At 68.3% G+C, this 19,280-nt stretch carries 22 protein-coding genes and 1 riboswitch; of the genes, 10 read left to right on the top strand and 12 right to left on the bottom strand.

The features are described from left to right. Positions 1 to 91: 91 nt before the first annotated feature. Genes ACIQF4_RS10725 through ACIQF4_RS10710 form a run of 4 tightly spaced genes read right to left on the bottom strand, consistent with a single transcriptional unit; the run spans position 92 to position 3,198 of the window. The gene (locus ACIQF4_RS10725; RefSeq protein ID WP_400516060.1) at positions 92 to 1,141 is read right to left on the bottom strand and encodes a sulfate/molybdate ABC transporter ATP-binding protein; all 1,050 of its coding nucleotides are present in this window, start codon (positions 1,139 to 1,141) and stop codon (positions 92 to 94) included. Further along, complete coding sequence (locus ACIQF4_RS10720; protein WP_400516059.1) at positions 1,138 to 2,007, bottom strand: ABC transporter permease; 870 nt, start codon at positions 2,005 to 2,007, stop codon at positions 1,138 to 1,140. Before ACIQF4_RS10720 ends, ACIQF4_RS10725 begins: the two co-directional genes overlap by 4 nt. Before the next feature lie 25 nt (positions 2,008 to 2,032). Next, a complete protein-coding gene (gene modA / locus ACIQF4_RS10715) occupies positions 2,033 to 2,749 on the bottom strand; it encodes a molybdate ABC transporter substrate-binding protein (protein ID WP_400516078.1) in 717 nt (238 codons plus the stop codon). A 41-nt stretch (positions 2,750 to 2,790) separates the two neighbouring features. Then, positions 2,791 to 3,198 (bottom strand): molybdopterin-binding protein, encoded by a 408-nt coding sequence (locus ACIQF4_RS10710; protein WP_400516058.1) that lies wholly within the window; start codon positions 3,196 to 3,198, stop codon positions 2,791 to 2,793. 272 nt (positions 3,199 to 3,470) lie between these two features. Between ACIQF4_RS10710 and ACIQF4_RS10705 the strand changes: the two genes are divergently transcribed. Then, a complete protein-coding gene (locus tag ACIQF4_RS10705) occupies positions 3,471 to 4,340 on the top strand; it encodes a DUF4031 domain-containing protein (RefSeq protein WP_400516057.1) in 870 nt (289 codons plus the stop codon). After that, positions 4,337 to 5,146, top strand: a complete 810-nt coding sequence (locus ACIQF4_RS10700; protein ID WP_350005272.1) for a 2-phosphosulfolactate phosphatase — start codon at positions 4,337 to 4,339, stop codon at positions 5,144 to 5,146. Before ACIQF4_RS10705 ends, ACIQF4_RS10700 begins: the two co-directional genes overlap by 4 nt. Before the next feature lie 26 nt (positions 5,147 to 5,172). Here ACIQF4_RS10700 and ACIQF4_RS10695 read toward each other — a convergent pair whose 3' ends face one another. Together ACIQF4_RS10695 and ACIQF4_RS10690 are read right to left on the bottom strand one after the other, a co-directional pair. After that, complete coding sequence (locus ACIQF4_RS10695) at positions 5,173 to 5,574, bottom strand: YccF domain-containing protein (protein WP_400516056.1); 402 nt, start codon at positions 5,572 to 5,574, stop codon at positions 5,173 to 5,175. Positions 5,575 to 5,779: 205 nt separating this feature from the next. Next, complete coding sequence (locus tag ACIQF4_RS10690; RefSeq protein WP_400516055.1) at positions 5,780 to 6,391, bottom strand: phosphoribosylanthranilate isomerase; 612 nt, start codon at positions 6,389 to 6,391, stop codon at positions 5,780 to 5,782. 120 nt (positions 6,392 to 6,511) lie between these two features. On the opposite strand from ACIQF4_RS10690, the gene ACIQF4_RS10685 reads away from it, so the two are divergent. Further along, positions 6,512 to 7,129, top strand: coding sequence for a HutD family protein (locus ACIQF4_RS10685; protein WP_400516054.1), 618 nt, complete (start codon positions 6,512 to 6,514; stop codon positions 7,127 to 7,129). Here the strand turns inward: ACIQF4_RS10685 and ACIQF4_RS10680 are convergent. Genes ACIQF4_RS10680 through ACIQF4_RS10655 form a run of 6 tightly spaced genes read right to left on the bottom strand, consistent with a single transcriptional unit; the run spans position 7,119 to position 14,048 of the window. Then, on the bottom strand, positions 7,119 to 8,456 hold the full coding sequence (locus ACIQF4_RS10680; RefSeq protein WP_400516053.1) for a Gfo/Idh/MocA family protein: 1,338 nt from the start codon (positions 8,454 to 8,456) through the stop codon (positions 7,119 to 7,121). The two genes, ACIQF4_RS10685 and ACIQF4_RS10680, sit on opposite strands and share 11 nt — an antisense overlap. 3 nt (positions 8,457 to 8,459) lie before the next feature. Then, complete coding sequence (locus tag ACIQF4_RS10675; RefSeq protein WP_400516052.1) at positions 8,460 to 9,815, bottom strand: MGH1-like glycoside hydrolase domain-containing protein; 1,356 nt, start codon at positions 9,813 to 9,815, stop codon at positions 8,460 to 8,462. Next, complete coding sequence (locus tag ACIQF4_RS10670; RefSeq protein WP_400516051.1) at positions 9,812 to 10,900, bottom strand: ABC transporter ATP-binding protein; 1,089 nt, start codon at positions 10,898 to 10,900, stop codon at positions 9,812 to 9,814. The genes ACIQF4_RS10675 and ACIQF4_RS10670 overlap by 4 nt, the downstream gene beginning before the upstream one ends. Positions 10,901 to 10,924: 24 nt before the next feature. After that, positions 10,925 to 11,809 carry a carbohydrate ABC transporter permease gene (locus ACIQF4_RS10665; protein ID WP_400516050.1) on the bottom strand — a complete coding sequence of 295 codons (885 nt, stop codon included), beginning with the start codon at positions 11,807 to 11,809 and terminating at the stop codon, positions 10,925 to 10,927. Then, positions 11,806 to 12,720 carry a carbohydrate ABC transporter permease gene (locus tag ACIQF4_RS10660; protein ID WP_400516049.1) on the bottom strand — a complete coding sequence of 305 codons (915 nt, stop codon included), beginning with the start codon at positions 12,718 to 12,720 and terminating at the stop codon, positions 11,806 to 11,808. The genes ACIQF4_RS10665 and ACIQF4_RS10660 overlap by 4 nt, the downstream gene beginning before the upstream one ends. Then, positions 12,720 to 14,048 carry an ABC transporter substrate-binding protein gene (locus ACIQF4_RS10655; protein ID WP_400516048.1) on the bottom strand — a complete coding sequence of 443 codons (1,329 nt, stop codon included), beginning with the start codon at positions 14,046 to 14,048 and terminating at the stop codon, positions 12,720 to 12,722. The genes ACIQF4_RS10660 and ACIQF4_RS10655 overlap by 1 nt, the downstream gene beginning before the upstream one ends. 128 nt (positions 14,049 to 14,176) lie before the next feature. Between ACIQF4_RS10655 and ACIQF4_RS10650 the strand changes: the two genes are divergently transcribed. The 7 genes from ACIQF4_RS10650 (at position 14,177) to ACIQF4_RS10620 (ending at position 19,208) form a co-directional block, all read left to right on the top strand. Further along, positions 14,177 to 15,358 carry an ROK family protein gene (locus tag ACIQF4_RS10650; protein ID WP_400516047.1) on the top strand — a complete coding sequence of 394 codons (1,182 nt, stop codon included), beginning with the start codon at positions 14,177 to 14,179 and terminating at the stop codon, positions 15,356 to 15,358. An 86-nt stretch (positions 15,359 to 15,444) separates the two neighbouring features. Next, the gene (locus tag ACIQF4_RS10645; RefSeq protein ID WP_400516046.1) at positions 15,445 to 15,975 is read left to right on the top strand and encodes a ferritin; all 531 of its coding nucleotides are present in this window, start codon (positions 15,445 to 15,447) and stop codon (positions 15,973 to 15,975) included. 76 nt (positions 15,976 to 16,051) lie between these two features. Next, positions 16,052 to 16,117, top strand: a riboswitch (guanidine-III (ykkC-III) riboswitch). A 9-nt stretch (positions 16,118 to 16,126) separates the two neighbouring features. Beyond that, positions 16,127 to 16,450 (top strand): multidrug efflux SMR transporter, encoded by a 324-nt coding sequence (locus tag ACIQF4_RS10640; RefSeq protein WP_231453838.1) that lies wholly within the window; start codon positions 16,127 to 16,129, stop codon positions 16,448 to 16,450. Continuing rightward, a complete protein-coding gene (locus ACIQF4_RS10635; RefSeq protein ID WP_350005252.1) occupies positions 16,450 to 16,827 on the top strand; it encodes a multidrug efflux SMR transporter in 378 nt (125 codons plus the stop codon). The genes ACIQF4_RS10640 and ACIQF4_RS10635 overlap by 1 nt, the downstream gene beginning before the upstream one ends. A 24-nt stretch (positions 16,828 to 16,851) precedes the next feature. Beyond that, complete coding sequence (locus ACIQF4_RS10630; protein WP_350005250.1) at positions 16,852 to 17,490, top strand: nucleoside/nucleotide kinase family protein; 639 nt, start codon at positions 16,852 to 16,854, stop codon at positions 17,488 to 17,490. Positions 17,491 to 17,554: 64 nt separating this feature from the next. Further along, positions 17,555 to 18,547: an aldo/keto reductase gene (locus ACIQF4_RS10625; RefSeq protein ID WP_400516045.1), complete on the top strand. Its 993-nt coding sequence runs from the start codon at positions 17,555 to 17,557 to the stop codon at positions 18,545 to 18,547. Positions 18,548 to 18,557: 10 nt separating this feature from the next. Further along, positions 18,558 to 19,208, top strand: coding sequence for an MBL fold metallo-hydrolase (locus tag ACIQF4_RS10620; protein WP_350005246.1), 651 nt, complete (start codon positions 18,558 to 18,560; stop codon positions 19,206 to 19,208). The last annotated feature ends 72 nt before the right edge of the window (positions 19,209 to 19,280 follow it).

Raw genomic sequence — 19,280 nt, 5'->3', positions numbered from 1 at the left:
TTTGCCTACAGCGAAACAGCTCCACGCGGCGGCCGACAGAGGCGACAGACCCTAGTCCTGTATGGCGGCGGTTTGGCCCTAGGCTCGGCCCTTACAGCGGGTAGACGGACACTGCCGCGGCCTTGACCACCAGGTGCACCGTCATTCCCGGCAGCAGCCCCAGATCCGTCAAGGCGGCCGGCGTAATGTCAGCCGCCAGCCCGCCGCCCCGCACACGGACCTGGTCCCCATGCGGCTCCAGGTCCGTGATGCACACCGGGAAGGAGTTCCGGGGGCTGCCGTGGGCGGCGGTGAGGAACACCGAAACGGCCGACGGCGGGAACACGGCCACGGCGGGCCGGCCGGCGGGGACCGGGTCCTCGCTGTGCCCGGCAATGTGCAGGCCCTGGCCGGTCAGGATGCCGTCCCCTGCAGCCGTTCCGATGACGAAATTGAGGCCGGCCAGCCCGGCCGCGAACGCGCTGCGCGGCTTCTGCAGGACCTGCCGGGTGGGGCCTTCCTCTGCAATCCGGCCGTTTTCCAGGATGACCACCCGGTCGGCGAGCATCAGGGCGTCCAGGACATCGTGGGTGATGATGATGGCCTGCCGGTCCGCCAGGATGCGCTTGAGCAGGCGCCGGAGCAGCGGGGCCGAATGGATGTCCAGCGCGGCCATCGGTTCGTCCAGGAGGAGAAGCCCGGGATCCGCCGCGAGCGCACGGGCCACCGCCACGCGCTGCGCCTGTCCGCCGGAGAGTTCGGCGGGACGGCGGTCCGCAAGGTCCCCGGCTTCAACGTCGGCGAGCCACCGCACCGCCTGCTGCAGTGCCTGGCGTTTCGGCGTCCCCGCGCTCCGCGGGCCGAAGGCCACGTTCTCGGCGGCGGTAAGGTGCGGGAACAGCAGCGGCTCCTGGGCCAGCAGCGCCGTCCCGCGGCGATGGGGAGCGGTCCACCGCGGCTGCCCTTCGCCCAGGCGGAACAAGGTCCGGCCGTCCAGCTGGGCCTCACCCCTGTCCGGCCGCACCAGCCCGGCGATGACCGAGAGCAGGGTGGACTTGCCGGCGCCGTTGGGACCCATCACTGCCACCGTCTCCGCGGGGCCGAGCGAAAGGGCGGCGTCGAAACCGCGCCTTTCCACGGCTGCCTTGAACGAGAACGTCACTGGACGCCACCGCCTGCGCCGGCAGCCGTCGTCGGCCGCTCCCCCGAAGCCTGCTGGTTTCGCACCTTCCCGCCCGGGCGCCGGTAGGCCAGGGCCACCACCGCGATGGCTACGGCCACCAGCACCAGGGAAAGCGCGACGGCGGCGTCCGGGTCAGTCTCGCGCTGCAGGTAGATTTCGAGCGGCAGGGTCCGGGTCACCCCCTGCAGGCTGCCCGCGAACGTCAGCGTGGCACCGAACTCCCCGAGGCTCCGGGCGAAGGAGAGGACCGCCCCGGAGGCCAGCCCTGGCAGGACCAGCGGGAGCGTGACGCGCCGGAACACGGTCCCGGGCGATGCCCCGAGCGTCGCTGCCACCGCCTCATAGCGCTGGCCGCCGGTCCGGAGGGCGCCTTCGAGGCTGACCACCAGGAACGGCAGGGCCACGAACGTCTGGGCCAGCACCACGGCAGTGGTTGAAAACGCGATCTGCAGTCCCAGCACCTCGATCGTCCCGCCCAGGAGTCCCTGCCGGCCGAACGTGTACAGGAGCGCGATGCCGCCCACCACCGGCGGCAGGACCAAAGGGAGCAGCACCAGCGCGCGCAGGATCCCCAGCAGGGGAAACGTGCCGCGGGCCAGGACCACCGCAAGCGGGACCCCAAGCACGATGCAGAGGGCGGTACTGGCCGCGGCCGTGCGGAGGCTCAGGCCCAGCGCTGCCAGGGCTGGGCCGGAGGTGACCAAGGGGATGAAGTTGGCCCAGTCGACCCGCGCCACCATGGCCACGAGCGGGAGGACCACCACCAGTGCCGCCAGGACTGCAAGGGCATACAGCCAGCGGGGAACGCCGGTATACCCGTTGCGGGCCGGCTGCCAGCCATTCATCTGCCGCCCCTTGGTGCAGTACGCATTATGTGGTCCCCGGTCCGAAGCCGGCCGCCGCCAGGACCTCCTGGCCTTCGGGTCCGGCTACGAATTCCAGGAACTTAGTGGCCGCGGCTTTGTTGCCACTGCCGGCCAGCACGGCCGCCGGATAGGGGTTCACGGCAGCGGCAGCCTCGGGGAACGGGACGCTCTCCACTCTGCCGCCGGCTGACCGGACGTCCGTGACGTAAACCAGCCCTGCATCCGCTTCCCCGGAGATGACCTTGCCCAGGACGTCCGTCACCGAATTTTCCTCGCTGACCGGGCTGAGCGCAGTCCCGGTGCTGGCTGCCACCCGGGCCGCAGCTGCCCCGCACGGCACCTGCCTGGCGCAGGCCACAAGCTTGGTTCCGGTCCTGGCCAGGTCCGCGAAGGAGCTGATGCCGGCCGGGTTTCCTGCCGGGACGGCGATGGCCAGGGTGTTGGTGGCCAAAACGCGGGGTTCGCCGTGCACCAGGCCAGCGTCCTGCACCATTTCCATGGTGCCGGCATCCGCCGCTGCGAAAACATCCGCGGGCGCCCCCTGGCTGACCTGGGCGGCCAGGTCCGCTGACCCCGCGAAGCTGAGGGCGACGGTGGTGCCCGGATTCTCCCCTTCGAAGCGTTCGGCGATCTCGGTGAAGCTGCCCTTGAGCGAGGCCGCCGCAAACACAGTGAGCGTACTGCCGCCACCTCCGGCGCACGCGGCCAGCATGCAGGTCATCAGTACCGCCGTCAGCAGCGCCGTCAGTTTTCGTGTCTGCGTCACGGCGCCTTGCCCCGCGGCGTTTCGATGATGACCGTGGTGGCCTTGACCACCGCGGTGGCCACTGAGCCGGGCTCCAGCCCCATCTCCCGCACGGCCTCGGTGCTCATCAGCGACACCACCCGGAAAGGCCCGCACTGCAGTTCCACCTGGGCCATGACCTTGTCTGCGGTGATGCTGGTGACCAAGCCAACGAACCGGTTGCGGGCCGAGCTGCCGGTGCGGTGCGGATCGTCCGGCAGCTGCGCCAGCTTCTGTGCATGCCGGGCCAGCTCCAGGCCGTCCACCGCCAACCGGCCGGCCTCGTCCCTGCGTGGCGTCAGGCTCCCGTTTTCCGTCCAGCGGCGGACGGTATCGTCACTGACGCCCAGGAACCGGGCGGCCTCCGCCACGCGAATAATCGTCATGGGGCAACTCTAGTCCGCAGTTGCGGAAGATGCAGGAGTTTATTGCCGCAGCTCCGGATGCACGTTCTTCGTACTGGTGACCTCCACGGACTGTTGGGCCGCTGCCCTTCCTCGGCCGGTGCGCTTCCTGACCCGGCGTGCGTTCCCGCCCAATTGCCTGCCCCGACACGCCGGATCAGACGGCGGGCCGGTGCGTAAACCGGCTGTCGCCAACACGTAACCGGGCAGGAGCGCACCGCCGCCGCACGGCATAGCCCCACTAGACTTCCCCCATGGCCATCTTCATCGACCCGCCGTTGTGGCCTGCGCACGGAACCCACTTCTCCCACCTCGTTTCGGATGAGTCGCTGGAGGAGCTGCACGTGTTTGCAGCTGCGGCCGGCATTCCGGAGCGGGCGTTCGACGGCGACCACTACGACGTCCCGGAGCGCCGCTTCGAGGACCTGGTGGCGGCCGGTGCTGTTCCCGTCGAAGCCCGGATCCTGGTCCGCAAGCTGATCGCCAGCGGCCTCCGCATCCCCGCCCGCCAGCGCAACAAATCGTTGAAGGTTCCGCTGCTGAACCGCTGGAATACGGTCATGCCCGGCCACGACGCCCTCTTCCTGGACCTCCTGGACCGCTGGAGCGAACCGCACCGCCACTATCATGGCTGCACCCACCTGCTGCAGGTCCTCGAATCCCTCGACCTGCTCACCGATCCCGCCGACCCGCCGCGCATGGTCCTGCTGGCGGCCTGGTTCCACGACGCCGTCTACCGCGGGGTGGCCGGCCAGGACGAGGAGGAGTCCGCCCGCCTTGCCGAAGAGCGCCTGCTGGCGGCCGGACTTCCGGAGGCGGAGGCGTATGAGGTGGGGCGGCTTGTCCGGTTGACCTCGGACCACCGGCCGGGACAAGGGGACGACGACGGCGCCCTCCTCTGCGACGCCGACCTTTCCGTCCTGGGCGGGGAACCTGCGGAGTACGCGCGCTACGTTGCCGCCGTCCGCCAGGATTACGCGCACATCGGCGACGCCGACTTCGCAGCCGGACGCGCCGCCGCCGTGCGCCGCCTGCTGGAACTGGATCCGCTGTTCCACAGCGGCAGGGCAAAGGAGCTGTGGCTGGACGCCGCGCACCGCAACTTGAAAGGCGAACTGGCGTGAACGCGTCCCCCTCCAACCCCCGCCACACAGTGACAGCAAGCGCAGCGCACCGGCAACTGCCCTTCACGGTCCGGATGGAGTGGGGGCTCGACGGCGCCAGGACAGTAGCGCCCGGCGCCGACCTTGCCGTAGTGGTGGACGTCCTGTCCTTCAGCACGTGCGTCAGCGTTGCCCTGGACCGGGGCGCGGAGGTATTCCCTTTTCCCTGGAAGGACACCAGTGCCGAGGACTTCGCCGCACACCACGGCGCCCAGCTGGCCGGTCCCCGCGACGGGGGCGGCCTCAGCCTCTCCCCCGCGAGCTTCCGGGCCGCGGAATCACTGGAGCGGGTGGTCCTGCCGTCACCGAACGGTTCCGCACTGTGCCACGACCTGGCCGGCGACGTCCCGCTGGTCGCCGCCGTGAGCCTCCGCAACGCCGCTGCCACCGCGGAGTGGGTGGCCGCGAACCTCCCCGCGGATGCCGTCATCGCGGTGGTCGCCGCCGGGGAGCGCTGGCCCGGCGGCTGCCTCCGCCCCGCCGTGGAAGACCAGATCGGCGCAGGCGCGTTCATCGCCGGCCTGGTGGCCGCGGGCAAGGGCGGGTATGAACCCGAAGACGGCCGGCACGGCTATTCCCCGGAGGCGGTGGCTGCCATGGCCGCCTTTGAAGCAGCGGAGCCGCGCCTGCGCGAGATGCTCCACGGCTGTTCCAGCGGCCGTGAACTCGCCGGCGGGGGTTACGGGGCCGACGTCGATATCGCCGCCGAACTGGACTGCAGCGACGCCGTGGCCCTGCTGGTCAACGGGGTCTTCAGTCCCCGCTGACGCTGTACATATTTCGCAGCTCCTGCCTACCGGTAGGTGGAGACGAACGGCTGGCTGGTGGGCACGATCTGCTTGCCCAGCGGCATCAGGGACACCGGAATGAGCTTCAGGTTGGCGATGGCCAGCGGGATGCCGATGATGGTCACCGCCATGGCGAAAGCGGTGACCACATGCCCGATCGCGATCCAGATGCCTGCCACCAGCAACCAGATCACGTTGCCCAGCAGCGGGAAGACGCCGGTACCGCCCGGCTTGTCCACCACCGTCCGGCCGAAGGGCCAGAGCGTGTATGCGGCGATCCGGAACGAGGCAATGCCCCAGGGAATGGTGATGATCAGCAGGCAGCAGATGACACCGGCCGCGAAATAACCCAGCGCGAGCCAGAACCCGACAAAAACAAGCCAGATGATGTTGAGCAGTGTCTTCATCTATCCATTGTGACCCGGAGTCTCCGGCAGGCAGCTCAGGGGCTTCCCTGAGCTGCCCCTGAACTCTGCACCGTCGGGGCGACGCGCACATTCAGTTTCGAGCCGCATATTCGTTGGCGCACCCGGAATACGGGCCGCGCTTGTGAACATGCGCGTCGAAAACGAAAACACGAGTCGCAGGAAGGCAGGCTGGAGGAGTGCTGGGCTAGACCCTGGATTCGGCTTTCGCTGCCTGTACGAAAGCCCGGACTTTGGCCAGGTCCTTGACGCCGCGGGAAACCTCAACACCGGAAGAAACGTCCACTCCCCAGGCGTGGGCCGCAGCTGACGCTGCCCCAACGTTCTCCGGATCCAGGCCGCCGGCCAGCAGCCAGTTGCGGCCCTGGAGGACGGGAAGTTCGGCCACGGAGGCGTAGTCCCAGGCCTCACCCGAGCCGGGAACGGCGGCGTCGATCAGGAGCAGGTCCTCACCCCAGTCCGCGAGCTCCTCGGGCGTGGCACCCAAGGTGACGGCCCTGACCAGCTTCATGCCGGCGTCGTGCACGGTGGCAACATCCCCGGGGGTGCGCGTGCCGTGCAGCTGGATCCATTCCAGCCCGGCGGCGCGGGCGATGGCCACGGCGTCAACAACGGGCTCGTCGCGGAACACGCCGATCGGCAAAACCTGTTCCGGCACCTCCGCCAGCAGGGCCGATGCCTGCGAGGGCGAGACGACGCGGGGGCTGGCGGTGAGGACGAAACCCACCGCATCCGCACCGGCGTCCACAGCTTCGCGAACAGTTTCTGGCGTGCTGAGACCACACACTTTGACGAACATTCCCGGCTCCTTCAGGCTGTTTTCGTGTTGTCCCCCCGGAGGAGAGTAGCAGGGAAGGATGGGAGCTGCCGACACCGGCTGCCTGCTCCTGCCTGTGGGGCGGGCAACTAGGCTGGGCAAATGGAGATCATCCGCTTTGCCGACCTCAAACCCGAACCCTGGCGCAACGGCGGCGGGGTGACCCGCCAGATTGCCGGCCATCCCGGCGCAGCCTCCGGACCCGGCACCGGACACAACGGCGGGTGGGACTGGCGGGTCAGCATCGCCGAGGTGAGCAAAGCCGGGGACTTCTCGCCATTCCCCGGCATGGAACGGGTGCTCACCGTGGTTGAGGGCGAGCTCCTGCTGCTCACCGTGGACGGTGCTGAACATCCCCTCGAAAAGTACCGTGCGTTCCGGTTTTCCGGCGAAGCCAGCACCACCTGCGCTCTTCCCACAGGAGACGTGCGGAACCTGAACGTCATCACCCGGGCGGGGAAGTTCAAGGGTTTTACGTCCATCATCGAACTCTCGAAGAAACGGGCCCATCCCCTTTTCGCCGGCCAGCTGGGTGTCCTGCTGCAGGGCCAGGCCACAGCCACCGACGGGGCTGAGGCAGGGACCGCAACAGGGACCGAAGGACCAGGGCCGGTGGCCCTGGACCGCTATGACGCCGTGGTGGGCTCGGACAGCGGCTCCCCCGAGATCCTGGGCCGCGGCTTCCTGGCCGTCGTGTCCATCGATGAGGTCACTGGCTAAGGCTGAAGCGCCCGACGTCCACAACGGCACTGTTACGGCGTGCTTCCTCGGCGGCGAACACGGCGGCGTGGCTGACCAGGGACTCGTCCAGTCCGGACACCACCCCGGACCAGTCGCCGCCGGCGAGCGCGGCAACCCAGGCGGCGATGAGGCCGCGGTCGCCGCCCTCGTGTTTTTCGCCCCGGACCTGCGCAATAGCGGCCGGAACAGGGTGGACGGTGGTTGTTCCCGTCAGGAAGTCGTAGACGGAGATGGCTCCGGCCTCGATGGTGATCTCGCCGTGGCTCCCGAAAATGCGGGTCCGCCGGGGGCCCGCGGCTGTGAACGCGGTGGCGGTGAAGGCGGCGGTTGTGCCGTCCTCGTATTCGATGTTCACCACCTGGTGGTCAACGGCGTCGTTGTCCGAGAAGTAGACGCAGCGGCCGTAGGGGCCGGTGGCCAGGGCCTGCAGCAGTGATTCCGGGGTACCTCCGGGATCCACGACGTCGGCGAAGTACGCCCGTGCGGGGTCCGGCCTGCCGCCGTTCGCCGGCCGCCCGGCGCCGTAGATCTTCAGCGCAGAGTACGGGCAGCGCGGCTCAGCCGGGCAGTCGGTGCAGCGGCGGCCTGCTCCCTCCGGCGCCCCCTCGGGACGGAAGTGTGCCAGCCGCCCGAAGGAGGACACCCGCATGGGCCTGCTGCCGATGATGAAGGAGAGCCAGTCGACGTCGTGCGTGCACTTGGCCAGCAGGAATGGACTGGAGTTTTCCTCGCGGCGCCAGTTCCCGCGGACGTAGGAATGCGCGAAGTGCCAGAAGCCAACTGGTTCCAGGTGCTGGACGGAGATGATCCGGCCCACCGCACCGCCGGCCAGGAGCCGCTTTAGCAGGACCGTCAGCGGGGTGTATCGAAGCACATGGCAGACCGTTGCCCGGGTGCCGGTTTCGCGGCTGATGCGGTCAAGGTCGGCACAGCCGGAGGGGTCGACGGCGACGGGCTTTTCCAGGAGGATCGGGTAGCCGTGGGCTGCGGCTGCCACAAAGGGACCTGCATGGTCACGGTCCGGCGTGGCGATGATGATGCCGTCGGCCGGCAGCCGGGATTCCAGCATTGCCTGCCAGGTATCGAATACCCCGCCGTCCGGTATCCCGAGCTCGTTTGCGAGCCGGCCGCGCAGCTCAGCGCGGGGTTCCGCAAGGCCCACCACGGTGGCCCGGCCGGTGGCAGCAGCAAGCCGGGCGTAGGCCGCACCTCTGGCCCCGGCGCCGGCAATGAGCAGGCGCACCGGGCGCGTGTGCCGGCGCGCGCCGTCGTCGTCTGCGGGAAAGGCCGGCGGCAGGGCACCCACGGGTCAGCCGTTCTCAGGATCGGCGAGCCACTCCAGCGCCACGGCCGCTGTCCACGACTGGTCCATGCTGCCCAGCGGCTCACCGGTGAACGGCTCATAGTACTCACCGAAATGGCCTTCCATCAGCTGGGCGAGGGAAGCCTCGCGCAGCTGCCGGTACCGCTTGCCGTCGCCCCGCCTGCGCAGGCAGTGGGCCAGGTACCAGTTCATCACCGGCCACACCGGTCCACGCCAGTACTGGCGCGGCTTCAACCCCTCAGACGTGGTGGACGTGGAGGCGGGCAGCGGGAAGGCCAGCCGCGGGTCGCCGGTCCAGTCCGGCCCCTCGAAAATCTCCAGCTGCCGGTCCAGGAGTGCCTGGTCCGCGGTGGAAACCAGGGGCGCGAAACCGGCGATGGTGGGCGGCCCGATCCATTCACCCGTCAGCACGTCCCGGTCCCGCGCAAGCCCTGTCTGCGCATCCACGGTGGCGTCCACGCCGTCGCGGAATTCTTGCGCCCACTGCCGCAGCTGGGGAGCTTCCTCCGGCAGGCCGAACTGTTCGGCCAGCACCGCGAGGTCCTCGCTGGCCGCGGCAAAGATCGCAGACATAAAGACATCCTTGACCTGGAAAGACATCACCCCCGGCAGCCTCGCGTCGTCGAACCCCACCTCAGCCATCTGCTGCACCAGCCACAGGTACCGGCTGTACTCCTCGTCGCTGGGGCGCTGGCTGTGGTCCGTGACCTTCAGGGTGTCGGTCCGGACGAACGGCTCCATCTGCCCCGGCTGGACCCGGGAGTACGGGCCGTCGAAGCGCGGCGAGTTGTCCATCCCGGATTCCCAGCCGTGGTAAATGGTGAGCAGGCCCGTGCTGTCCCCGCCGCGTGCGCTCCGCAGCCAGCCGTGCCAGTCGATCCATTGCGGCAGCGTCCGCCGCGTGAATTCCTCCGTGAGCCTGGCATCCTCGCCGCCGGCCGCCGTCGCCCTTTCCACGATGCGGCGCAGCATGGTGGCATGCACCGGCGGCTGGCAGATGCCGCTGGACTGCACGCCCTCCGGCGAAATGCCGCGGGTCCCCCACCGGTCCACGTCGGGGAAGTAGCCCGGGACGTCGGAGAACACGATGTGCGGGATCATCCCGCTTTTCCACTGCGCGGCCACCAGGTAGTCCAGCTCCTGGAGTGCACGGGCCACACTCACGGTGGAAAGGCCGGTGGCCACGAAAGCGGCATCCCAGCTCCACATGTGCGGGTACAGGTTCGGCGCCGCCGTCACCATGGTGCCGATGTCGTTCGCTGCCAGGACGTCCTTCGCCCGGCTCCCCAGCTCCTCAAGGGTTCGTATCGGAAACGTGCCCCCGTCCGGCGCCGGGCTCATGCCGTGAGTCCCAGCTGGGTTTCCGTGTCGAAGAACCGGATGGCGGCCTGGTCGAAGCGCAGTCCGACCTTTTCTGACGGAGAGACCCGCACCGTGGAGGCGACCTGCACTTTGATGGTCTGCCCGCCCAGGTCTACGGTCAACAGCGTGGCGTGGCCCAGCGGTTCCACCACTTCCACAGTGGCGTCCAGGGTCCCCGGCGTGCCGCGCTGTTCGAGGTAGATGTTCTCCGCCCGGATCCCGACCATCACGGGGAGGCCTCCGGACCGGGCCGCTGAGTGGGCCAGGAATTCGGGGGCCTCGGTGCTCTGGCCCGCCACTTCCAGGGCCCCCTGCTGGGTGACGCGCCCCTCCAGGAAGTTCATGGGCGGGGAGCCGATAAACCCTCCCACGAACCGGTCGGCCGGTTCCTCGTAGACGGTGATGGGGTGGCCAAGCTGGGCGATCTGCCCCTTCTTCATCACGGCCACCCGGTCAGAGAGGCTCATGGCCTCCACCTGGTCGTGGGTCACGTACAGCGTGGTGGAGCCCAGTTGCTGGACGATCTTCTTCAGCTCCGCCCGGAAGTCCAGCCGCAGGAGCGCATCGAGGTTGGACAGCGGCTCGTCCATGAGCAGCACGTCGGCGTCCATGACGATGGCGCGTGCGACCGCGACGCGCTGCCGCTGCCCGCCCGACAGCTGGGCGGGGTACCGGTCCAGGTAGGGGGTGAGCTGGAGCAGGTCCGCGGCCCACGCGACCTTCTTTTCCACCTCGTCCCGCGGCATCTTCTTCATCACCAGCCCGAACCCGATGTTGGTGCGGACTTTCCGGTGCGGGAAGACGGCGTAGGACTGGAACACCATGGACAGGTTCCGGTCCTGCGGCGGCAGGTAGGTCACGTCCCTGCCCCCGATGGAGATGCTTCCCTCGTCCGGGAAGTCCAGCCCTGCCACCATGCGCAGCAGGGTGGTCTTTCCGCAGCCCGAAGGCCCCAGGAGCACCATGAACTCGCCCTCGGCAACATCGAGGGAAACGTTGTTGGTGGCCAGCTCGGTGCTGCCGGGGTAGGTCTTTTTGAGACCCTTGATCGAGATGTCAGCCATGGAACAGCCTCTCTGGAAACACGCTCAGCGGATGGTGGAGCCCCACATGTTGGTGAGGTAGCGGCGCATGAAGAAGATGAAGATCAGTGCCGGGATCACCAGCAGGAAACCGCCGGCGAACCGGTAGGCCAGCGGTGACTCGGCGAGGGAACTGAGGACCTGGGCCGGCAGGGTGCGCTGGTTCAGGGTGAGGATGGATGCGCCGAGGACCTCGTTCCAGGACATCACGAAGGTGAAGATCGAGGCCGCGGCGATGCCGGGGATGGCCATGGGCATGACCACCTTGAGGAAGGCCTGCACCGGGCTGCAGCCGAAGATCCGGGCTGCTTCCTCAACGTCGCGCGGGACGCCCAGGAACACCGAGGAGGTGATGAGGATGGTGGTGGGCAGTGCCAGCGCGGTGTGGAGCAGGACGACGGCCAGGACGCTGTCGTACAGCCCGGTCTGCAGGAAGAGCTGGGCCAGCGGCACGGACAGCACCACGATGGGCAGGGCACGGGTGAAGAGCAGGAAGAGCTGGTACGGGTCCCTGCCGGGGAAGGCGAAGCGCGCCACCGCGTAACCGGCCGGGACGCCGATGATCAGGGACAGCACAAGGGTGAAAATGCCCACCTGGACGGAGTTGATGAGCCCGCCAAGGATGCCCGTGGACTGCAGGAACGTCTCCATCGTCTCAAGGGAGAAGTTGTTGGGGATAAAGCTCAGGGGAAACTCCTGCAGGGCAGCCCTGCTGGAGGTGGCGGACAGCGCGATCAGGTAGATGGGCAATGCCATGAAGAGCGTGATCAGGATGCAGCCGACCTGCAGCAGGATCCGGTTCCGGCGGCGCTTCGCCAGCGGCCTGCGGTCAACCTCCGGCTCCGGGCGGCCTGCCGGGGCGGTTGCCTTGTTGGTGGTGGCGTGGCTCATCGTGGGGCCTCCGACTGGTCTTTCAGGAGCTTGAGGTAACCGACGGCGGTGACCATGGACACTGCCATGACCACCAGGGCCAGGGCCGACGCCACGTTGGCGTCCTGGAGGCCCGTGTACCAGCGGTAGGTCTCGCCGACCACCAGCGGGAAGTTCTGTCCCGTGAGGGCCAGCGCCACCGCGAAGGTCTGGAACGCGAGGATGGTCCGCAGGATCAGGGCAGTCTGGAGGCTGGGACGGAGCAGCGGCAGGGTCACGTGCCACAGCCGGTCCCAGAAGCCCGCCCCGAAGACGCCGGCCGCCTCCTCATAGTCCTTCGGGATGGACTGCAGCCCGGCGACGACGATCACGAACACGAGCGAGGTTGCCCGCCAGACTTCCGCGATCAGCACGGCCATGAACATCGAGGCGTAGTTGTCGTAGGCGAGCCAGGAGAACGGTTCAAGGCCCACGGAGGCCAGCACGGAGTTCAGGTACCCGCGGTCCGTGAACACCGTCAGCCACACCAGGCCGGCGGCAAGGTCGCTGACCGCCAGGGGGATGGCCCAGATATAGAAGTACACCGAGGATCCTCGCGGTTTGGCCCGGATCAGCAGGGCCATGGCCAGCGCCAGGACGAATTGGATCGGAATCATCACCACGATCAGCAGCAGGGTGTTGCCCACGGAAGACCAGAAGTAGGGGTCCTGCGCCATCCGGGTGAAGTTCGCGGTGGTCAGCCCCTCCGGGCCGCCGAAAGCCTGGAGGATGCCGCTGACCATGGGCCAGCCGAACAGCAGGGTCATGAAGACAATCGACGGGGCAATCAGCAGCATCGCCGCCGAGGTTCCGCTCCTCCGCGGCGGCCGGCCGCGGGGCCTGGCGGGCCGGGGCCGCGGCCTGGTGGCAGCGGGTGCGTCGGGGGAAGCCATCACGCAACCCTGCACTGGTCAGCGTCGGGATCAGGCGCCCAGCAGGGAACATTCAGCGTGTCCATGATTCCGGCAAGCTCCGCCCCCTGGCGGTCCAGCGTCGCCTTGACGTCCGCGTTGTTCAGGCAGATCTCCTGGAAGCAGTTCTTGAACAGCTGCGAGACCTGCGGGTCCTTGTCGCCCAGGCCCACCGGCGGGAGCGCCAAGATGGCGTCCTGGGCTTCCTGCTGCGCCTTGACCGCCTTGGCCTCCAGGGCGATGCCGCCCGGGAGGTCGCTTCCGATGTCCGCCTTCACCACCGGGAAGAAGGCGTTGGACTTCAGCGTCTCGATCTGCGCCTCCGGCTTCGAAAGCGCCTTGATCAGCTCGAAGGCCTTGTCCTTTTCCGGTGAACCCTGGGGCACGGCCATGCCGCCGACGACCAGCAGGTAGCCCTTGCCCTTCGGGCCTGACGGGGCGGGCACCATCAGCCAGTCGTCAGGCTTGTCCTGGACCGCGTTGATAAGGCGTGCCACGTGGTCCCACGCCACCAGGACTTCCCCGTTGCCCAGCGGTTCCTGCATGAAGTCGTAATTCGCCGAGGCCGGGTTCATGTTGGCCCAGAGGTCGCGCATGTAGGTCCAGGCGGTGACGGCATCGGCATTGCGGAACGTGGTGATCTGCCCGCCCGTGAAGCTGGGGAGCAGGAAACCCTGGTAGAAGCGGTGGTGGAGGCCCTTCGGCCCGGCAGGAATACCGAACACCGGGCGCCCCCCGTTCGCCGCCTTGGCCGCCTGCGCCCACGCCAGGAAGTCCTCATAGGTGAGGTTGTTGGCGTCGGCACCTGACGGCAGCCAGTCCAGCGCCTTCTTGTTGACCGCCACCACGTACGTCGCCTGGATCCAGGGGATGTACCGGGGAGTATCGGTGCCGAGCTTCGCCAGCTCCAGCAGGTCTTCGGAGTAGCCGGCAGATGAAAGGTCGCTGGTGAGCGAGCTGAGGTCCTCGAACTGCGACGCGAAGGGAATGAGGTCGCTGTGCAGGCCCGCCGCGATGCCTATCTCAACCTTCCCGGCGGCTAGCTGGGACTTCAGCGTGGTGTTGAAGACGCCGGTGTCAACGGGGTTGTAGGCCACTTGGATGTCCCCGGAGAACTTCTTCAGCGTGGCTTCATACCGCTGCCGCTCTTCCACCGGGGAGAACTGGGTGGAAAGGAAGTTGACGGAGCCTTCGCCTCCGCTCCCGCTGGTGTTCACGCCGCAGGCTGCAAGCAGGGGGCCGGTGGCCAGAGCCATCAGCCCTCCCTTCAGCAAGGCCCGCCGGCTGACGTCATGGGCAAGATCCGACATTGGAACCTCCTGCTGCAAGGGCAGATAGTATTTTTGTCTGATGATCGATCATAATTGTGTGATCCAGACCACGTCAATGATCAGGCCGCGGCACAGATACGCCGCACAGGGCAAAGGGAACGGACAGCATGATCCAGCAGAGGACGCTCATCGGGGGCTCAGGCCAGCCTCCCGCAGGGCCCGCCACGAGCGCCGGCCACATCCTCCAGCTGTTGCGCTCAAGCCCGGACGGCTACAGCCGCGCGGACCTGCTGGACATCACGGGCATGGCCCGGTCCACCCTGTACGAGCGGCTGGATGCGCTCTTTGCTGCCGGCCTGGTCTATGAATCCACGCCACTGCGCTCACAGCGCGGCAGGCCGCCCCGGGCCCTGCGCTTCGATGACCGCGGCAAGCTGGTCCTCGCGATCGAGATCGGGCACACCCACGCCAGCATCCACCTCCTCTCCCTGGGCCGGGACATCCTGGCCTCCGCACGGCTGCCCATCGAGATCAGCCAGTCCCAGGAAGGCGTGGCCGGCAGCGTCATTGAGGAGTCCCTCCGGCTCCTTGACGGGCGCCAGCCGGTGGGAGCCGGGGTGGGACTGCCGGCCCCGGTGGACCCCCTCCACCGGCTGGGCCTGGAACGCACTGTCCTTGCCCACTGGGACCTGCAACGCCTGCAGGACGTCATGGAGGCGAAGCTCGACTGCCCGGTCCTGCTGGAAAATGACGCCCGGTCGATGGCCGTGGGCGAGGTCCGGGAGCCGCTTGAGTCCCTTGTGGCAGTAAAGGTCAGTACCGGCGTCGGCTCCGGCATCATCGTGCGGGGAGCCCTGGTCCGCGGTGCCCACGGAGCCGCCGGGGACATCGGGCACGTGCGGATTCCCGAAGCCGCGGGCCGCCGCTGCCGGTGCGGCAGGGACGGCTGCCTTGCGGCGGCGGCGTCGGGCCGCGCGCTCCTCGCGGAACCGGAACTGACCGGCTACCGCACCCTGCGGCAGCTCGTTGATGCATGCGGCAGCGATCCCGCCGTGCGCTCCGCCGTCACCGAAGCCGGGCGGGTACTGGGACGGGCGCTCGCAGCCACCGTGGGGACGCTGAACCCCGGCCGGATTGCCGTGGGCGGGCTCGTGGGCGTACTACCGGACTTCCTGCGGGCCTGCCGGCAGCAGATCCTCGAGGACGCTTTTGAACCCTCCCTCGTGGACCTTGAGGTGGTCTCCGCTGACAGCCGGACGGCCACGGCTGTTGGACTGTGCAAGCTCGTGGAGGAGAGCCTCTACGCCCCGGAAAGGGTGGAACAGCTGCTGGCGCAGCGGGCCGGCTGACCCGGGTGCCAGAGGGCAGCCTTGCCTTGGAGAAGCAGAGCCTTTCCACACTGGTGGCGCCCCCGGGCCGTCCCTAGACTCGGGCTATGACCACTTCATCCTTTAATGCGCTCCTGTCCACCCAGATCGGCAACGAGTTCACCGCATCGCAGCAGTACATTGCCGTGGCCACCTGGTTCGCCAACCAGGACCTCCCCCAGCTGGCACGCTACTTCTACCGCCAGTCCGTGGAGGAACGGAACCACGCCATGATGATGGTGCAGTACATGCTTGACCGGGACATTGCCTTCACCATCCCCGGCGTTCCGGCCGTCCGCAACGACTTCACTTCCGTCACCGAGCCGCTGGCCCTGGCGCTGCAGCAGGAGAAGGAAGTCACCCGCAACATCGAGGACCTGTTCCGGGCTGCCCGCGGCGAAAACGATGCCCTGGGCGAGCAGTTCATGCTGTGGTTCCTCAAGGAGCAGGTGGAGGAGGTGGCCTCCATGACCACCCTGCTGAACATCGCCGAGCGCGCGGACAACCTGTTCGACATCGAAAACTTCATTGCCCGGGAAACCATCGGCGACGGCGGCCGTGACGCCTCTGCCCCCGAGGCAGCCGGCGGCACCCTCTAGCCCCGCCCGGCAGGCACCCCTGGTGAGGTTGGGCACCAAAAGTGCCCGCCGCCGTCGGGCGTTGCTACGCTGGAAACCAAGGCTCCGCACCTGAGCCTCCGGACGACGGTTCAGTACCCGGAACGCGACAAGACTGGCCAAAGGATCTGCCATGTCGTGGCTAATACTTCTTCTCTCCGGAGCGCTCGAGGCCGTCTGGGCCGCCTCCCTGCACCGCGCCTTCCAGGCCTCCGGACGGCAGCGCCTGGCCCCCGCGGCCCTCTTCCTGGTCTCCGTCGCCGCGAGCACGGGCGGCCTTGCCATCGCGATGCAGTCCATCCCCACCGGCACCGCCTACGCGGTCTGGGTTGGGGTAGGCGTAGTGCTGACCTCCGCTTATGCCATGGTCACCAGGGTGGAACGTCCGACGGCGGCGCGGCTCCTTTTGCTCTCCGGCATCGCCGTGTGCGTGGTTGGCCTGAAGGTGGTGGCGTAATGCTGCGGCGTTCACTTCCCTGGCTGGTGCTCCTGGCCTCCGCTGTCCTCGAAGCCGTATGGGCCACGGCCCTCGGACTGTCCGACGGCTTCAGCCGGCCCGGCCCAACCCTTGTTTTCGCCGTGACAGCCACCCTGAGCATGCTGGGCCTGGGCTGGGCTATCCGCACCATTCCGCTGGGCAGCGCCTACGCGGTATGGGTGGGCCTGGGCGCCGCGCTGACTGTGGGCTGGGCGATGGCCACCGGCGTGGAGCCATTCAGCGTGCTGAAGGTTGTGTTCATTGCGGGGATCGTCGGCTGCGCAGCCGGCCTCAAGGCTCTGCCGGCCGAACACGCACCCCGCAGCTCCACGCCGGAGCCAACGGCCCGCCGCTGAGCTTCGGCAGTCTAGGCTTTTGCCATGGACTCCCCCGAGATCGCCGAGGCCGTCGCTGCGCTGCGCGGCGCCTTGAACGGCGCCCCGCACGGCGGGCGGCGGATGCTGCTGGGCATCGCGGGCGCGCCGGGCGCCGGCAAGTCCACCTTCGCTGCCTGGCTGCAGCAGCAGTTCGGGCCCGGGCAGGCTGTGGTGGTGCCGATGGACGGCTTCCACCTGGGCAACGCCATCATTGAGGGCACGCCGCTGCGGCAGCGCAAGGGGGCCATCGACACGTTCGACGCCGGCGGGTACCTGTCGCTGCTGCGCCGCCTGGTTCGGCGGGACGAGGCAGTGGTGTACGCCCCGGAGTTCAACCGCACCCTTGATGAACCGGTGGCGGCCTCCATCGCCATCCCTGCGGAGGTGCCCCTGGTGATCACGGAAGGCAACTACCTGTTGTTTGAACAGGAACCCTGGAAGGACATCCGGTCGCAGCTGGACGAGGTCTGGTTTGTTGATGTACCCCCGGCACTGCGGCTGAACCGCTTGGTGGAGCGGCACATCTCGTTCGGGATGGAGCGGGCCGCGGCAGAAGCGTGGGCAGCCGGCCCGGACCAGGCCAACGCCGTGCTGATCGAGGCCACCCGTCCGGCGGCCAGCAGGATTATTCCCTGGCACTAGGGGGTTACCACTACCAGCAGCATCCGAAAACAGCGCTGGCAATGGCAAAGAAACAGGAGAACTCATGGCACACGCGGTAACCCTCGGCGACGGACTCGACGTCAGCCGGCTCGGCTTCGGCGGCATGGCCCTGACGCCCGTCTACGGGGAGGTGGACCAGGAGGACGCGCTCCGCACGCTGCACCACGCCGTGGACTCCGGTGTCAGCTTCATCGACACCGCGGACATCTACGGCGGCGGCAGCAACGAGGAACTGATCGCTCAGCTGCTGAAGGCGCGGCGGAACGAGGTCCAGCTGGCCACCAAGTTCGGGCTGGTGGGCACGCCGGCGGACGGCTACACGGACATCCGCGGCGATGCTGCCTACATCCGCAAGGCCGTGGACCGCAGCCTGCGCCGGCTGGGCACCGACGTGATCGACCTTTACTACATGCACCGCCGCGACCTCCGCGTTCCCATGGCGGAAACCGTGGGAGCCATGGCGGAGCTTGTGCAGCGGGGCAAGGTCCGGCACCTGGGGCTGTCCGAGGTGACGGCCCAGGAACTGGAGGAAGCCAGTGCCGTGCATCCCATAGCCGCTGTCCAGAGCGAATGGTCCATCTGGAGCCGCGACGTCGAACGCAACGTTGTCCCCGCCGCTGCCGCCCTGGGGGTGGGCTTCGTGCCGTACTCGCCGCTGGGCCGGGGATTCCTCACCGGCACCGTCGACGCCTCAAGCCTGGGGGACAACGACTTCCGGCGCCGGATCCCCCGTTTCGCCCCGGATGCCGCCGGCGCCAACCAGGCGGTGGTGGACACGGTGCAGTCCGTCGCGGACCAGCTGGACGCGACGCCGGCACAGGTCGCCCTCGCCTGGCTGCTCGCCCAGGGCAGGAGGCTGGGGCTGCCGGTCGTCCCCATCCCGGGCACCCGCAAAGCGCACCGGATCGACGAGAACCTGGGCGCCCTGGACCGGGAACTGACCCCGGCGCACCTCGACGCGCTTGGCGAAGCCTCGGACGCCGTCGTCGGCTCCCGTTCCGCCGATCCCGCCTGGGTCTCGGAGGGGCGCGAATAAACTCAAGCCCATGGACTCACTCATTCATGACCTGCGTGACATCACCATCCGCCGGATTTCGGTCAGCGGGATGGACAACAACGTGTACCTGCTGACTGCCAAAGCCAGCGGCGAACAGGTGCTGATCGACGCCGCGGATGATGCGCCGGCCATCCGGCAGCTGCTGCGGGACGCCGCCGCGGACACATCCGCGACGCCGAAGCTCGCTGCCATTGCCACCACCCACCAGCACTGGGACCACGTCCGGGCACTGAAGGAGATGGTGGGGGCAACCGGCGCCCCCACTGCCGCAGGAACTGACGACGCCGATGCGCTGCCGGTTGCGCCGGACCGGAACCTGGAGCACGGGGACACGGTGGCCGTGGACGGCTTTACGCTTACGGCGGTCCACCTGCGCGGGCACACGCCCGGCTCGATTGCCTTTGTTTATGAGGACCCCGAAGGACCCGCGCATATTTTCTCCGGCGATTCGTTGTTCCCCGGCGGCGTGGGCAACACCCAGAACGATCCCGAGCGTTTCACACAGCTTTTGGACGATGTAGCCCAGCGGCTGTTCGGGGCCTACTCGGATGACACCGTGGTCCACCCGGGCCACGGCAAGCCGACAACCCTGGGGGCCGAGCGGCCCCACCTGGAGGAGTGGCGCGCACGCGGCTGGTGACCTGCAGCGCTGGTCTATCCCCTTAAAATCCGAAGGGCCCAACCGGGATGGTTGGGCCCAACAGGTCTGTCG

Source organism: Pseudarthrobacter sp. NPDC092202 (assembly GCF_044755505.1).
Lineage (GTDB): Bacteria > Actinomycetota > Actinomycetes > Actinomycetales > Micrococcaceae > Arthrobacter.
This window is presented reverse-complemented; position numbering and strand designations above follow the sequence as displayed.

Coding starts and splice junctions, on each gene's coding strand:
- ACIQF4_RS10710 (WP_400516058.1), bottom strand. CDS start 3,198: ATGACGATTATTCGCGTGGCGGAGGCCGCCCGGTTCCTGGGCGTCAGT.
- ACIQF4_RS10635 (WP_350005252.1), top strand. CDS start 16,450: ATGCTGCGGCGTTCACTTCCCTGGCTGGTGCTCCTGGCCTCCGCTGTC.
- ACIQF4_RS10670 (WP_400516051.1), bottom strand. CDS start 10,900: ATGGCTGACATCTCGATCAAGGGTCTCAAAAAGACCTACCCCGGCAGC.
- ACIQF4_RS10675 (WP_400516052.1), bottom strand. CDS start 9,815: ATGAGCCCGGCGCCGGACGGGGGCACGTTTCCGATACGAACCCTTGAG.
- ACIQF4_RS10650 (WP_400516047.1), top strand. CDS start 14,177: ATGATCCAGCAGAGGACGCTCATCGGGGGCTCAGGCCAGCCTCCCGCA.
- ACIQF4_RS10640 (WP_231453838.1), top strand. CDS start 16,127: ATGTCGTGGCTAATACTTCTTCTCTCCGGAGCGCTCGAGGCCGTCTGG.
- ACIQF4_RS10695 (WP_400516056.1), bottom strand. CDS start 5,574: ATGAAGACACTGCTCAACATCATCTGGCTTGTTTTTGTCGGGTTCTGG.
- ACIQF4_RS10720 (WP_400516059.1), bottom strand. CDS start 2,007: ATGAATGGCTGGCAGCCGGCCCGCAACGGGTATACCGGCGTTCCCCGC.
- ACIQF4_RS10660 (WP_400516049.1), bottom strand. CDS start 12,720: ATGGCTTCCCCCGACGCACCCGCTGCCACCAGGCCGCGGCCCCGGCCC.
- ACIQF4_RS10625 (WP_400516045.1), top strand. CDS start 17,555: ATGGCACACGCGGTAACCCTCGGCGACGGACTCGACGTCAGCCGGCTC.
- ACIQF4_RS10655 (WP_400516048.1), bottom strand. CDS start 14,048: ATGTCGGATCTTGCCCATGACGTCAGCCGGCGGGCCTTGCTGAAGGGA.
- modA (WP_400516078.1), bottom strand. CDS start 2,749: ATGACCTGCATGCTGGCCGCGTGCGCCGGAGGTGGCGGCAGTACGCTC.
- ACIQF4_RS10685 (WP_400516054.1), top strand. CDS start 6,512: ATGGAGATCATCCGCTTTGCCGACCTCAAACCCGAACCCTGGCGCAAC.
- ACIQF4_RS10665 (WP_400516050.1), bottom strand. CDS start 11,809: ATGAGCCACGCCACCACCAACAAGGCAACCGCCCCGGCAGGCCGCCCG.
- ACIQF4_RS10620 (WP_350005246.1), top strand. CDS start 18,558: ATGGACTCACTCATTCATGACCTGCGTGACATCACCATCCGCCGGATT.
- ACIQF4_RS10630 (WP_350005250.1), top strand. CDS start 16,852: ATGGACTCCCCCGAGATCGCCGAGGCCGTCGCTGCGCTGCGCGGCGCC.
- ACIQF4_RS10645 (WP_400516046.1), top strand. CDS start 15,445: ATGACCACTTCATCCTTTAATGCGCTCCTGTCCACCCAGATCGGCAAC.
- ACIQF4_RS10705 (WP_400516057.1), top strand. CDS start 3,471: ATGGCCATCTTCATCGACCCGCCGTTGTGGCCTGCGCACGGAACCCAC.
- ACIQF4_RS10690 (WP_400516055.1), bottom strand. CDS start 6,391: ATGTTCGTCAAAGTGTGTGGTCTCAGCACGCCAGAAACTGTTCGCGAA.